We start from the raw sequence: 13,139 nt of genomic DNA, 5'->3' as shown, positions 1-13,139 counted from the left end.
GGTGCTAATGACCGAAATGCCTTGCTACGTCGGATGATTCGTGTGGTTGCGTGGAGGCGTGGACTGCCATATCGACCATCAGGTCGAGGATGGTTTCGATGCCAGATTTCTCCAGGAGCAGGCCGGCCACGGGTTGGCCTCGAACTCGGCGACCATGGCCAAGGTTTGCAGGAACAGTTTGCCGAACGGGTCGTGCCAGTCGTAGATCCGCGAAGTCCTTCGCACTGATCGTTTGGGTTCCAACCAACTCCCCCTTGGCGTTTCATCGTTTCGTCCCGGGCTGTTTCAGCACGGCTGCTACGGTCGTATCCAGACTCGCCGGAGCGTGCGGGTGCGGTAGTCCGAGGACACGCACGTGTAAATCGACGTCGTCGAGGCATGCTGTCTTGCATCCGATGAAATTGCAATCACCAGACTGGTCCGCGAAAAGGCACTCTAAAGCGGTTTGGCTATCAATAAAGCGTGCTACCGCAGATAGATTCCGGAGTCGTTTCGCGGCGACAGCACCGAGCAGACCTCACATTCCGGAGTGCTGCACCGTCGTATTGCTGAGCCGTCGCTACGCCCGGCCCGATTCCGTACTCGACACCCTAGGGGAGCCAGCCATGTTCATCACGTACGCCGTAATCGCGGTCCTACTCGCCGCCATGGTTCTCGCCTCGGCCGCAACGAAGCTCGCCCGGACCAAGGACATGGTCGAAGGGCTGCATGGCCATCTCGGCGTCCCGCTGAGTTGGTTCCCGTTCCTTTCCGCGTGCGAGATCGCCGGCGCGGCGGGTCTGATCGGCGGCCTGTGGTACAAGCCGATCGGCATTGCCGCCGCCGTCGGCCTGGTGCTCTACTTCATCGGCGCCGTCGGCGCACATCTCCGCAAGAACGACGTGAAAGGCGCGCCAAGCGCGACCGTCCTCCTGATCCTCTCGGCAGTGGCCATCGCCTTCCGCGCAGTCACGGGATGACGGGGTGCTGGTAGGGATCTCGGCTATGCGCGAGTCAGCTCGACCAAGCAGAGCCTCGACCGCCAGCTGGCCGCCCTCGCCGAGGATGGGATACCGGGCCGGCCCTCGGATATACGTCGACAAGAAGACCGGCGCGACCGTCAGCTGCACACGCAGCGGGTGGTCGCGCAGGTGCGAGGGCGATTCCACCGCCGCCCGACCGCGCCAACCGGTCACGATCTTCGGCGCGATATCGGCGAACACCTCGGCCGGTACCCCGATGCCCCGGACCGCTTCCAGCTTGGCGATCTCGGTCAGCATCGTGTTCAGGCTGACATTGCCCGGATCCGACCGGATCGACGCCAGCACTGCGGTACCGTCCTCCAACCCCCCGGCCTCCTCCCCGCCCGGTGCTACCAGCGCAACCAGCTTCGCCACGACCGCGGTCGGCAACCTGGACAACACCCGATCGAACAGGACATCCTCACCCCGGCTCAACGCCGAACGGACGATACGGTCGATCCGGCCGGCGGTGGGCGGCTCCAGCTTCCGGCGGCGACGCTCGGCGAGCAGATGCTCGCGGACTCGTTCGCCGCCACGCTCGATCTGGGTCACGTGATCGACCAGCCACCAGGTGAGCTCGCCGGCGTCGGCGACGGTGCATTCCCGGAACCCGAGGGCCTTGCGGATCTGCGCGCGGTGATACTCGATCGTGCGGCCCGACCAGTCGTAGAACGCGATCTCGGTCCGCTCTACACCTACCTGACGGGCCATGTAATCGATTGCCTCGTGCGGGATCTCGGCCCGCCCACGCGGGAACCGGCCGCGCTCGGTGTAGAACCGCAGCAGAATCGCGAACCCCAGCCGAGTCGCGCCGCGTTTTGCGCCGATCAGCTCAGGCTCGTCCCCGACAAGCGTCCAATGGTCGATCAGCTCGTCTTGGTCCAGCTCACGCGCCACAGACGCGCAAGCTACACCGAGACCACTACCGCCACAGACGCTTTGCAGCAGGTAACACGATCCTTACCAACGACTCTCCGGTGAGTTCAGCTGGACTGAAGCGATATCAGTGGGAACTCACCGCCTTTTCAGCGGCAGCATCCGGAATCGCGGTGGGTTCGCGGCCGGAGTCCAGTGGCTGGTGTCAAACGGCGCGTTTGGCGTAGCGGGTGGCCAGCGCATGCCATTGTTCGAGCCGGTTGAAACAGCGTTTCATGATGTTGACCACCTCGACGAGCCGCAGGCCGAAGAGCAGCGGCGCAAATCGAAGGTCACCGCCGCGTTGGCGAGTTCGCCTGTCGTCGAGATCAACTCACTGGGCGACGATGAGTAGAAGTAGCGGCTTGCGCCGCCTCCTGGAAGTCGGCGATGGCCCCGCCGTAGTCCCTCGCCCAGTTCGTCAGGACCTCGATGGGCTCGACGAGGGTCTGGCCGAGGTCGGTGAGGCTGTACTCGACCCGCCGTGGCGCTTCGGCATGGCGTTCGACCAGACCGTACTGCTGGAGTCGGCGCAGTGTCTGGGTGAGGACCTTGCGCGAGATGCCGCCGATAAGGTCGACCAGATCACCGTGCCGGCGAGGCTGATGGCTGAGTCCGAAGAGCACGAGCACGGCCCATTTGTCAGAGATGATTTCGACCGCCAGTCGTGTGGGGCAGTCGGCGAGGAAGACCGGTCCAGCCGTGTTCTGCATGAAAGTCGAAGGTACCAGGAGGTAACCGAAGGCTCCGTAACGTCTTCCGCGAGTAACGAATCCAACACCAGATGCGGAGGAATCACCATGCCACGAGTCGTCGTGTTCGACGAGTTCGGCGGGCCGGATGTCATGCACGTCATCGAGGAGCCGGTCGTCGAGCCCGCAGCCGGCGAAGTGCGGGTCAGGATCGAAGCGTTCGCCGTCAACCCGCTCGACCAGATGATGCGTTCGGGTACCTCGCCCGCAATAGTCCCCTTGCCGCACGCTCGCCTCGGCGTCGAGGGAACCGGCCGCATCGACGCGGTGGGACCCAAGGTCACTGGGCTGGAGATCGGCGATCCGGTCATCCTCACGGCCATTCCGGACGCGAGTGTCAAGGGTAGCTACGCCGAATACACCACGATCCCCGCGAGCCGGGTCGTCGCTCGGCCTGCCGGGCTCGGAATTACGGAAGCGGCGGCGATATGGGTCGCGTACTCCACCGCCTACGGCGCGCTCGTCGAGAAGGCTGGGATGCGTGCCGGCGACCACGTCCTCATCACTGCCGCGTCCGGCGGTGTCGGCCGGGCGGCAACGCAGATCGCCAATCAGATCGGCGCCGTGCCTATCGCTATCACCCGGCACACCGCGAAGAAGGACGAGTTGATCGCCGCCGGCGCCGCCGCCGTCATCGCCACCGACCACATGGACGTGGTCGAAGCTGTCCGCCACCAGACCGGCGGGACCGGCGCCGACATTGTCCTCGACGTAGTCATGGGCCCCGGCCAGCAGGATCTGCTGAAGGCGGCCCGCCCCGGCGGAACACTGGTCGCCGCGGGCTTCCTGGACCCTCGGCCCACACCCTTCCCGACAAGCACGCCGCTCACGATCTTCGGCTACCGGAGCTTCGAGCACACCCTCGACGCCGTGGTGGTGAAGCGCATGGCGGCCTTCTTGAACGCCGGGGTACGCCTCGGCGCACTGTGGCCCGCCATCGACAAGGTGTTCGCCCTCGACGAAGTCGTCGAGGCACACCGCCACCTCGAGTCGGGGCTCCACGCCGGGAAGAAGATCGTCGTCACGGTCTAGCTTCTCCTCTAGCGGCCGACCCACGCCTGCTTGATTTCACTCTCCGTGAAGAACTTTCGGTATGGCCGCAGAGTGATCGGCTGCGCAGGGGCTACTTCACCCGGGTGATCAAGTGCAGGGAAACGCCAAACAAGCTTGGTCCAGGCACGAAACGGAGAGGAGGACACAGCCGGACGGCTCAGGAACTCATCGACTATTGGTTACCCGATATGGCGAGGATTGCTGCGTGCGGGACGGCGACGACGAGTTGACCGAAGACGCTCGCGAGTTCGATGCGGTGTACGTGACGGCCGCCGGTGAAGAGCGCCGAGTCCCGTAAGGCGATGGGCGACGCCAACACTGCTGGGGCGGACCGGTCTTCCGGCTCGCCCCAGCAGTGTCAGGCGCGATTGTCAGGCGCCACAGATCCCCTCGACGGCGATCTTCTGGAATGCAGTTGGGTAGGTGACGATCCCGTCGGGATACTTCGCTGCCCCCTGCTGGAACTCTGGGTTGGAGAAAGCCGCCAACAGTGCTGCGGAGGATTCCCACACTGCAATATTGGCAAACAGCCGGCTGCCGCCGATTCCGCGGTTCATTTGAGTGGAGATGAAGCCTGGCTGTGACTTCATGAAGGAAGCGTCCTCGGCCCAGATCTTCAAGAAGTCATCAGCCAACTCGGCCGGGACGACAAAGGTGTTGATGACGGTGATCGGACCGGTGTTTTCCTGCAACTGCACGGGGAGCGGGACCGCGGGATCCAGCGCCTTGAATTGGATCATTGTTTCAGCCTTTCGTTTCTACCTTCATTCGTAAATCCTGATATGCCCATCCGTCATACCTGGGCGGGTTCTTCCTGACGGGCCGTCACCGGCCGATACAGGCAGACGAAGAACAGCGCGAAACCAACGGTCAGGAGGATGTGTCCACCACCGGCCAGATGGGCTGGCAACTCGCTCTCGGAGTGGCCCAGCACGGTCCGAATGCCGATCATCGTCATGCAGGCCACCGACCAGAGGACACCTGCGTTGTACGTCCAGAAGAACCAGCCGTAGAGCCGCTGTGAGGAAAGTGCCAATTGCTTGTCCAGAGCCAAGACAATTAGGAAAAACAGCGTGCCGAGCGACAGGAGGTGTGTATGCGTGATCGCAAGTTCGGTCTTCCCGGTGAAATTGTGGGCCTTGGTGAAATCGCGATAGAACAACCCGGACACCAGTCCGAGCACGGTATAGAGGGTCGCCGCGTAGTAGAGCTGTTTCATCGAGGTCCTTGTCGGAGTGTTCGGTGCCGGCGACCCTTGGGCACCCTGCCCGATCCTGTCGGCCGGTCGGCCATCATGACGACCACCACCCTAGAACAGATGACAGCTAAATGGAACAGTGATCTAGTAGATAGTCCAATGATCGCGTACAGTCGGTGTAGTACGAGCAAGTCGACAACGAGGGGCTCGATACGCTGACTGAGCAGGTGAGGTTGTTGACAGGAGGAGTAGATGTCGGCGGAGCAATCCAGCGTGATCCGCTTGCGTGATCGACGTGAGCAACTGACGCTGCGGATCATCCTGACCACCGCACGCCGGCTCTTCGCCGAGAGCGGATACACGGGTACGTCGATTCGGAGCATCGCCCGCGAGGCCGGGGTCGCACCCCAGACGATCTACTCGCACTTCGGATCCAAGGCCGGAGTGTTGCGGGGACTCATCGACCTGCTCGAGGAAGAAGCGGGGTTGATCGACCTGCGGGCCGAGTCCGAACACCTCGACGATCCCATGGAGTTGATCCAGATACTGGCGAGAGGGAGCCGACAAGTCCGCGAGCGGTGCGGCGACATCCTCACCCTGCTCCACTCCGGCGCCAGCATCGATGCCGACATCGCTAACGCCAGGGCCGAAGCTATGCGACGCAACCGCATCGAAATCGACGCAGTCATCGGGCAGATTCGCGATGCCGGCAAAAACCTCGACGTCAACGCCACGGACGTCGCAGTTGCACTGATGACGGACGACGTCTATCACAGCTTGGTCACCGATGCCGGCTGGACGCCTGCGGCGTACGAGCGATGGCTCACGAACACGCTCGCGCTCCTGCTGTCGCACTCGGAGCCGGAAGCCGGCTGAGAATTTCGACGACCTCGTTGAGCGATTTCACCTCGACGGCACTGGAAGGCTCCTCGATCTGGGCTGCGGCACAGGGCAGTTGGCCATACCGTTGGCAGCCCACGTCGCCGAAGCGGTCGGCATGGACCCCGAAACCGAGACGTTGGTCGAGGCGGCTCGATGCGCTCGGGCTGCGGGAGTGACCAATGTGATCTGGGAGCAAGGCGGTTCGAGCCAGTGAAGCTGGAAGTCCTGACCGCAACGAGGCCATAGGTTCTCGTCAACTCTCGAGGCAGCTTTCAACGCCGACGCCGCGGAAACCGCCACCCAGCCTGAGAAACGTCCACCGGAGTTGCCTCACCGTGGCTGGCGGACCGCAGGTCAGACGCTCGCTGTCCGCGAGATCGACTGAGAACTCACGAGATGCGGCGACTCGTCACCGGAGCAGCGACAAGATCACGACTGCGGCATACATTTGCGCAGTACCGCCCACAACCGACCCGGAAGGACGGGATTTGACGTGTCCGACGCAGAACGGATCAACTGGGACCATCTCGAGACTCGGCAGCCGACGGATGCCGAACGAGATGCGCTGCGAGCAGACCTTGTCGAACGGGCGCTTGCGGTCAGGCGGAACGGGTGGGACGACTACCGGTCCGTGTGGACGAGCGGCGAGGTTGCCGGTGTCGCCTACCTGCTGGAGGAAGGCGACCTGCTGGAGGAACTCGACGAGCACGAGGGGTCGGTGCTGACCCGATTCGCGGGAGACCTGTACGGCTTCAAGGGCGCACGGAAAGACATCGAAGCCGGCTTGGTCGGCACCCAGGCGTGGTTCGCTACCGCCCGCGCCGAACTGGATGCCCGCAGTTCCGGCGCGAACGGATAGCACTATCGGCTACTTCGCCTGTGGCGCAGGCTGCGCCGGATCCTTGCAGTACGGGAGTTCGGGTGCGCAGGGGGTGAGGATGGTGGAGAAGTACTGGATGGCCGAGAAGAGGGTGATGGGTCCGCCGGCGAGGACGATGCCGGCCATGGAACCGACCGCGCCGAGGGTTGCCATGCCGAGCACGCATCCGGCGACGGTGGCGCCGACGAAGGGCACCAGCAAGGCGATGACCGGGCTGGAGATCACGGCGCCCGCGGCACCGCCGACCAGACAGCCGACACCAGCACCGAGGACGGCACCGAGCACGGCGCTGACGGCCGCACCGATCGCGACGCGTTGCGCGAACGCACCCAGGGCTTGTGCGTCACGTGGCGTAAAGGATTCGGCCACTTGGGTTGCTGCTTGGTCGACGGTCACGACGTCGCGGGCGTCTACCCGAGTGATCTGCTGCGGGTTGGCCTTCGACGGTGTGAGGGTCGCGGTCGAGCCGTCGAGTCGGGCGGTGACGGGGTAGGCGGTGTCGTCGATGCGGTAGGTCAATGGGAGCGCGGCGACGGGTCGGTCGTGCCGGTCGAAGAGCACCAGTTGCTCGTCGAGACGGCGCAGGGTGCCGCCACTGACGGTGAGAACAGCGGAGTCGCCCTGCCGGGTGACTTCGTATGCCACCGGCGCGGATTCGCCGCCTGCGGTCGGTTCCGCATAGGCTGTTGCGGCGGGAATGACCACCGCGGTCGCGGCGAACGCGGCGACCACCGCGGATTTCCTCATTTTCATGGGTACCTCATCATCATTGATGGAATCGGGCGCGACCCTGCGGTCCTCGCCCGTGATGAGCGGGGGCATCGCGCCCCCGCATCCGGCGGTCAGGCGCCGGAGGCTGTTTAGTTGGCGAGAGCCGTTGTCGCCGTGGCGGTGTGGACCGCGACGTATTTTCGACCCGGGCGCCGGCCGGTCAGAACGCGACGGTCAGGGGTGCGGCGGTGGCGGCACGTACTTGCGCCGCGGTGAGGCCGGGGGCGCATTCGCGCAGCGTCAGCCCGGCCGGAGTGACATCGATGACGGCGAGGTTGGTGATGATGCGGTGCACAACCCGTTCGCCGGTCAGCGGAAGCGTGCAGTGGGACACGATCTTCGGCGCTCCGGTCTTGTCGGTGTGTTCCATGAGCACCAGGACGCGACCGGCGCCGTGCACCAGATCCATTGCCCCGCCCATCCCTTTGACCATGTGGCCGGGGACCATCCAGTTCGCCAGATCGCCGGCGGCCGAGACCTGCATACCGCCGAGGACGGCGGTGTCGATGTGCCCGCCGCGGATCATGCCGAAGCTGGTGGCCGAGTCGAAGAACGACGCTCCCGCCAGGGTGGTGACGGTCTCCTTGCCTGCGTTGATCAGATCGGCGTCGACGTCCGCCGCTGCCGGATACGGTCCGGTGCCGAGGATTCCGTTCTCGGAGTGCAGGGTGACGCGGACGCCGGCGGGCAGATGGTTCGGGATCAGGGTCGGCAGTCCGATGCCGAGATTGACGTATTCGCCCGGGCGGAGTTCGCGGGCGGCGCGGGCGGCCATTTCGGTGCGGGACCAGCCCAGATTCGTGGTGGCCGTGGTCATGTCGACTGCTCCTGGGCGACGGTTCGTTTCTCGATGTGTTTGAGCTGTGGTCCGGTGTGCACCACCCGATCGACGAAGACGCCGGGCAGGTGGATGCGCGCCGGATCGAGATCGCCCGCGGGAACCAGATACTCGACCTGCGCGATGCAGCAGCGTCCGGCCATGGCGGCCAGCGGGTTGAAGTTGCGGGCCGACTTCTCGAACACCAGGTTTCCCTCGGTGTCGCCGATGCGGGCGTGCACCAGCGCGAAGTCGGCGGTGAGCGCTTCTTCGAGCACGTAGCGCCGCTCACCCCAGCCGCCGCCGAAGGTGCGTACTTCCTTGGCGGGCGAGGCCACCGCGACCGATCCGTCCGCGGCATAGCGCCACGGCAGCCCGCCATCGGCGACCGGACTGCCGACCCCCGCCGGCGTGAAGAACGCCGGAATGCCCGCGCCCCCTGCTCGCAGCTTCTCCGCGAGGGTGCCCTGTGGGGTCAGCTCGACCTCCAGTTCGCCGGCCAGATACTGGCGGGCGAACTCGCCGTTCTCGCCCACATAGGAGGCGGTGATGCGGCGGATGCGCTTGTCCGCCAGCAGAATTCCGAGGCCGTGCGCATCGGTGCCGCAATTGTTGGATATCACCTCGAGATCGGTGACCTCACGGGCGGCGAGCGCGTCGATCAGTGCGTCGGGGATACCGCACAGGCCGAATCCACCCACCGCGAGCGAGGAGCCCGAGGTGATGTCGGCGACGGCGGCCGCGGCCGACGCGGCGACCTTCGTCATCGGGCGGCCTCCGGTGCGGCCGCCGCCGGGGTCGTCTCCTCGACGAGTTCTCGCAGCAGCTCGGCCGCGCGCGGCCACTCCCCGTATCCCGAGGCGGGATTGAGGTGGCCGACATCGCCGAGATCGACCAGGCGACTCCCCCAGGCCTCCGCCATTGCGGACACTCGCCGGTAGGTGGCCAGCGGGTCGGTGGTGGAGGCGGCGACGATGCTGGGAAACGGCAAGCGCCGCCACGGAATCGGCGTCCACCCGTTGGCGTCCAGTTCCTCGCGTGAGGGATACCCGTCCGGTAGCGGGGTCTCGAAATCCGGGGGCGTGGCCAGCAGCGCACCCTGCACGGGCCGGATGGACTGCTGCGCCCAGCGCACGGTGATCATGACGCCGGCGCTGTGGGCGACGAGCACGACGGGCCCGTCGATGTCGGTGAGCACCGCGTCGAGGGCGGCGACGCGGGCGGCGCAGGAGAGCTTGTCCCGCTCCAGCGGCGGCACCGTGCAGACCCGGTCGAGCTGGTCGGCGAGCCGGGTCTGCCAGTGGTCGGGGACGTGGTCGCGCAACCCGGGCACGATCACAACGGTCGGTGTGGTGGTCTCATTCATGAGGTGCGGCAAGTCCTTTCGAAGGTCGATGTGATGCGCCGGAGTCGAGCGCGGCGAGTCTGCGCAGCCCGGCGGGATAGGCCCGCTTGCCCAGCACTAGTGCGGCGATGGCGAGCAGATAGGTGAGCGGCGCGAGCCGCAGCGCGTTCGCCAATCCGAGGTGATCAGCGAGGACGCCAACGACGAACGGGCCCAGAGCCAGGCCGAGCAGACTGTTGGCCAGGGTGAGGGTGCCGAAGGCCGAAGCCTGGACGGAGGGGTGGGTGAGGTTGGCGACCATGGCCGCGGCCGGTCCCGACGAACCGCCGGAGAAGAACGCCCCGACGCCGATCAGCAGCAGCTGCAGCGGTCCGCGGCCGACGGCGAAACCGATGGCGAGGCAGGCCAGGGCGATCGCGCAGAACACGATGGCCGTGGTCCATTTGCGGGACATGTCGGTGCGGCTTACCCGGTCGGTGATCATCCCGCAGCCGACCATTCCAGCGCCGACGAGCAGCACGAACACCGAGGCAACCGCGCCGGCCCGGTCCGGGGCCAGGTCGTAGTAGCGGCCGAAGAAGCTCGGCATCCACGACAGCAGCACCGCTGCGGTGAAGATCTGCAGGGCACTGCCCACATACGCGCACAGGACCGCCGGATTCGTGAACAGTGTCGAGACCGGAACCTGCAGGCCCGCTCCACTTTCCGGGCTCGGTGCCGGGTCGGCGGCATGCCGGGCGAGCTTCTCGTCGCTGACGGCCGCCCGGAACAGCGCCGCCAGGACCAGTCCGAAGACCGCCATGAGAGCGAACGACCAGCGCCATCCGAAGTGCACGGCGATCACCCCGCCGAACGCCACGCCCAACACCGAGCCGAACGATCCGCCCGCCATGAACGCCCCGCTCAGCGCGGCATGCATGCGGGGCGCGAACACGCTGAGTACCACGGCGATTCCGACGCTGCCGTAGGCCGCCTCACCGACACCGACGAGAAAGCGCGCGCCGAGCATCTGCTGATAATCGGTGGCGACCGCGCACAGCAGGGTGGCCGCGCTCCACAGCACCGCCATCAGGACCAGGCTGCGTACCCGGCCCCAGCGGTCGGCCAGCAGCGAGAGCGGTAGGGTCAGCAGACCGACCATCAGCGCGACCACGCTGCTGAGCGAGGCCAGCCGTGAATCCGAGAGTCCCCATGCGGTTTTCAGGAATGGGAAGACCGCGCTGAGGACTTGGCGTGACATGTAGTCGGCCAGCAGCAGACCGAAGGCCAGCGCGAAGATGAGCCACGGATACGCCCGGCGGGTCCGTGCGACCGCCGTGGCCGGGGCGGCGGCCGGCTGGCCGTCCGTCCCGGCGGCGGTAGTGTGCAACTCCATTGGTGCTCCTACGTATCCGGTGTGCGAGACGGTGGTGCATACCGGAGCTAGAGAGGGAACCGGGGCACACGACCATCGGCCGCGTGCCCCGGAAATCGGGCCCTGCCTCATCAGCGACCCGAGATGCCGCCTGGTGCGAGATGGTCAGGCGTGGTGGGTGAAGCCGACCTGGCCCGGCTTGCGGTTGGGCGCGAATCCGAGCTTGGCGAGCGTCTCGTCCGCATCGGCGTAGCGCTCGTCGAGCTTGTAGATCTCGCGCGCCTCCTTGCCGGTGGCGACCTCGCGACCCAGCTCACCGGCGATGCGCACCAGCTGCTGGACCTGTTGCACCGAGGTCATCTTCTGGCCCTTGCGCCCCCAGAGGGTGTCCTCGTTACCGCAGCGCGCGTGCAGACCCATCGCGATGGCCATGGTGTTGACCGGCAGCACACTGCGCATGAGCGTTTCCAAGGTCAGCACCGCGCCGTCGGGGACCCGGCGGATGAACTCCATCATGTTGTAGGGGTTGGGTCCGTCGAAGCCGCCGCCGATGCCGACCCAGGTCACCATGAGCGGGCCGGTGTAGATGCCGCGGCGGATCAGCCGTTCCACGGTCTCGAGCTGGGCGATGTTCGCGAGCTGGAAGTGCGGCTGAATTCCGGCCGCCTGCAATCGCTTCAGGTGCTCCTCCACCCAGCCCGGTCCTGCCGGGACGTGCATCTCGCGGTAGGCCTCGTACACCTCCGGGCGGGTGAACGAGGTGCCCGCGATGTCGTCGGCGGTCATCAGCTCGACGATGTTCATCTGATTGGTGTTGATGGCGATCGTGACCTGATCCGGCTTGGGATCCAATGCCGCGAGCATGTGGCGTGCGTCGTCGGAGAGCCATTTGGCGTCCGCGCCATCGCCTTCCGGCGCGAATGAGATGGAGCCGCCGACCTGGAGGATCATGTCCGGAACCGCCTCCCGCAGCCGGCCCAGCAGCTCGTTGAATTTCGAGAGCCGCTTGGAGCCCTTGCCGTCGAGTTCCCGCACGTGGATGTGCAGGACCGTGGCGCCCGCCTCGTAGCAGTCGACCGCCTGCTGGACGTGCTGGTCCATGGTCAGCGGCAGGTCCTCGCTGAAATCCTCGGGCTCCCACTCCGGGCCGTAGGGGGCCACGGTGATGACCAGCTTCTCCTGGACCTCCGGGAACAGCGCATCGTCATGAAAATGCATGGGTTTACTCCAATGTGAGTGGACTGGAAGGGATGTCAGTACGGGAGGTCGCCGATGATCCCGGCGCGCTCCATCTTTCGGACCGCGGGCCAGTAATCCTGGACCGCGTAATGCTGGGTGCAGCGGTTGTCCCAGATGGCGAAGCTGTTGGGTGTCCACCGCCAGCGCACCTGGAACTCGGGGACCGCGGCCTGCCGCATCAGGTAGTGCAGCAGCTCCGCCGCGCCCGGCGCGTAATCGAAGCCGAAGCGCACGTTCTCGGGGGTGTGGTAATTGACCAGGTGTGTGGTGAAGGAGTTGACGAACAGGATCTGCTCGCCGGTCTCCGGGTGTGTGCGTACCACCGGGTGCTCGGCGTCCGGAAAGCGTTGCGCCAGTTCGTGACGCTGCTCCAGCGGCATGGCCGCGCCGAAGCTGGCCTCGATGCTGTGCCGGGCGCGCAGGCCCTGGATGCGGATCTTGACCTCGTTGGGCAGACGCCGATACGCCTCGGCCATATTCACCCAGATGGTGTCGCCACCGACGGGCGGCGCCTCCACGCAGCGCAGCACCGAACCCATCGGCGGATGCTGTCGCCAGGTGGCATCGCAGTGGTAGGCGTTCTCGTAGTGTTCGGGCGCGCTGTCCAGATCCTTGTAGATGCGCACCAGGCCCGGGTGATCGGGGTCGCTGCCGGCGACCGGATGGTCCTCCAGCTCGCCGAAGCGACGAGCGAGCGCGACGTGGTCGGCGCGACTGATGTCCTGATCGCGGACGAACAGCACCTTGTATTCGAGCAGCAGGGCGCGCAATTCGGCGAAAAGGTCGTCGTCGTGCGCCGCTGCGGCCAGTTCGATGTCGGACAGCTCGGCGCCGATGGTGCAGGTCAGCGGTGTCACGCCGATCGACGAGCGCAGGGTCGAATCCTCGGGTGGGGTAAGGGTTGTCATGACAGTCCTCCAAGGGGGGTGTGA

At 65.9% G+C, this 13,139-nt stretch carries 16 protein-coding genes and 1 pseudogene; 6 read left to right on the top strand and 11 right to left on the bottom strand.

The window, feature by feature from the left end; translation table 11 throughout:
* Window positions 1-89: 89 nt before the first annotated feature.
* Window positions 90-959 (top strand): DoxX family protein, encoded by an 870-nt coding sequence (locus tag ACFXKA_RS21395; RefSeq protein ID WP_379428637.1) that lies wholly within the window; start codon window positions 90-92, stop codon window positions 957-959.
* A 489-nt stretch (window positions 960-1,448) separates the two neighbouring features.
* Here the strand turns inward: ACFXKA_RS21395 and ACFXKA_RS21390 are convergent.
* A pseudogene (locus ACFXKA_RS21390) lies at window positions 1,449-1,898 on the bottom strand (DUF4158 domain-containing protein); the annotation flags it as partial.
* Between the two features lie 220 nt (window positions 1,899-2,118).
* Between ACFXKA_RS21390 and ACFXKA_RS21385 the strand changes: the two are divergent.
* Entirely contained in the window at window positions 2,119-2,271 is a 153-nt protein-coding gene (locus tag ACFXKA_RS21385) for a hypothetical protein (RefSeq protein ID WP_379428570.1), read from the top strand.
* Here ACFXKA_RS21385 and ACFXKA_RS21380 read toward each other — a convergent pair.
* The gene (locus ACFXKA_RS21380; RefSeq protein WP_379428569.1) at window positions 2,246-2,629 is read right to left on the bottom strand and encodes a winged helix-turn-helix transcriptional regulator; all 384 of its coding nucleotides are present in this window, start codon (window positions 2,627-2,629) and stop codon (window positions 2,246-2,248) included. The two genes, ACFXKA_RS21385 and ACFXKA_RS21380, sit on opposite strands and share 26 nt — an antisense overlap.
* 87 nt (window positions 2,630-2,716) lie before the next feature.
* Here ACFXKA_RS21380 and ACFXKA_RS21375 point away from each other — a divergent pair, with 87 nt between their 5' ends.
* Entirely contained in the window at window positions 2,717-3,700 is a 984-nt protein-coding gene (locus ACFXKA_RS21375) for a zinc-dependent alcohol dehydrogenase family protein (RefSeq protein WP_379428568.1), read from the top strand.
* A gap of 392 nt (window positions 3,701-4,092) precedes the next feature.
* Here the strand turns inward: ACFXKA_RS21375 and ACFXKA_RS21370 are convergent, their stop codons facing one another.
* Complete coding sequence (locus tag ACFXKA_RS21370; RefSeq protein ID WP_354832885.1) at window positions 4,093-4,461, bottom strand: antibiotic biosynthesis monooxygenase family protein; 369 nt, start codon at window positions 4,459-4,461, stop codon at window positions 4,093-4,095.
* A 53-nt stretch (window positions 4,462-4,514) separates the two neighbouring features.
* Entirely contained in the window at window positions 4,515-4,940 is a 426-nt protein-coding gene (locus ACFXKA_RS21365) for a DUF2871 domain-containing protein (RefSeq protein ID WP_379428567.1), read from the bottom strand.
* Between the two features lie 231 nt (window positions 4,941-5,171).
* Between ACFXKA_RS21365 and ACFXKA_RS21360 the strand changes: the two genes are divergently transcribed.
* From ACFXKA_RS21360 to ACFXKA_RS21350, 3 genes are all read left to right on the top strand, one after another.
* Entirely contained in the window at window positions 5,172-5,795 is a 624-nt protein-coding gene (locus ACFXKA_RS21360) for a helix-turn-helix domain-containing protein (protein ID WP_354832889.1), read from the top strand.
* Complete coding sequence (locus ACFXKA_RS21355) at window positions 5,707-6,015, top strand: class I SAM-dependent methyltransferase (RefSeq protein ID WP_379428566.1); 309 nt, start codon at window positions 5,707-5,709, stop codon at window positions 6,013-6,015. The genes ACFXKA_RS21360 and ACFXKA_RS21355 overlap by 89 nt, the downstream gene beginning before the upstream one ends.
* A gap of 279 nt (window positions 6,016-6,294) precedes the next feature.
* Window positions 6,295-6,660 (top strand): hypothetical protein, encoded by a 366-nt coding sequence (locus ACFXKA_RS21350; RefSeq protein WP_379428565.1) that lies wholly within the window; start codon window positions 6,295-6,297, stop codon window positions 6,658-6,660.
* A 9-nt stretch (window positions 6,661-6,669) separates the two neighbouring features.
* Here ACFXKA_RS21350 and ACFXKA_RS21345 read toward each other — a convergent pair whose 3' ends face one another.
* The 7 genes from ACFXKA_RS21345 to ACFXKA_RS21315 all read right to left on the bottom strand — a co-directional run bounded on the left by ACFXKA_RS21345 (window position 6,670) and on the right by ACFXKA_RS21315 (window position 13,115).
* Window positions 6,670-7,434 (bottom strand): hypothetical protein, encoded by a 765-nt coding sequence (locus ACFXKA_RS21345; RefSeq protein ID WP_379428564.1) that lies wholly within the window; start codon window positions 7,432-7,434, stop codon window positions 6,670-6,672.
* 178 nt (window positions 7,435-7,612) lie between these two features.
* Complete coding sequence (locus ACFXKA_RS21340; RefSeq protein ID WP_379428563.1) at window positions 7,613-8,269, bottom strand: 3-oxoacid CoA-transferase subunit B; 657 nt, start codon at window positions 8,267-8,269, stop codon at window positions 7,613-7,615.
* The gene (locus ACFXKA_RS21335) at window positions 8,266-9,036 is read right to left on the bottom strand and encodes a CoA transferase subunit A (RefSeq protein WP_379428562.1); all 771 of its coding nucleotides are present in this window, start codon (window positions 9,034-9,036) and stop codon (window positions 8,266-8,268) included. Before ACFXKA_RS21335 ends, ACFXKA_RS21340 begins: the two co-directional genes overlap by 4 nt.
* On the bottom strand, window positions 9,033-9,635 hold the full coding sequence (locus ACFXKA_RS21330) for an RBBP9/YdeN family alpha/beta hydrolase (protein ID WP_379428561.1): 603 nt from the start codon (window positions 9,633-9,635) through the stop codon (window positions 9,033-9,035). Before ACFXKA_RS21330 ends, ACFXKA_RS21335 begins: the two co-directional genes overlap by 4 nt.
* Window positions 9,628-10,989, bottom strand: coding sequence for an MFS transporter (locus ACFXKA_RS21325; RefSeq protein ID WP_379428560.1), 1,362 nt, complete (start codon window positions 10,987-10,989; stop codon window positions 9,628-9,630). Before ACFXKA_RS21325 ends, ACFXKA_RS21330 begins: the two co-directional genes overlap by 8 nt.
* Window positions 10,990-11,133: 144 nt before the next feature.
* Window positions 11,134-12,186: a 3-keto-5-aminohexanoate cleavage protein gene (locus tag ACFXKA_RS21320; RefSeq protein WP_379428559.1), complete on the bottom strand. Its 1,053-nt coding sequence runs from the start codon at window positions 12,184-12,186 to the stop codon at window positions 11,134-11,136.
* Window positions 12,187-12,221: 35 nt separating this feature from the next.
* Window positions 12,222-13,115, bottom strand: coding sequence for a TauD/TfdA dioxygenase family protein (locus ACFXKA_RS21315; RefSeq protein WP_379428558.1), 894 nt, complete (start codon window positions 13,113-13,115; stop codon window positions 12,222-12,224).
* Between the last annotated feature and the right edge of the window lie 24 nt (window positions 13,116-13,139).

It is taken from the genome of Nocardia sp. NPDC059228 (genome assembly GCF_042754245.1).
In the GTDB taxonomy this organism is placed as follows: domain Bacteria; phylum Actinomycetota; class Actinomycetes; order Mycobacteriales; family Mycobacteriaceae; genus Nocardia.
Note: the sequence above shows the minus strand (reverse complement) of the source record. Positions and strands in the feature narration are given on the sequence as shown.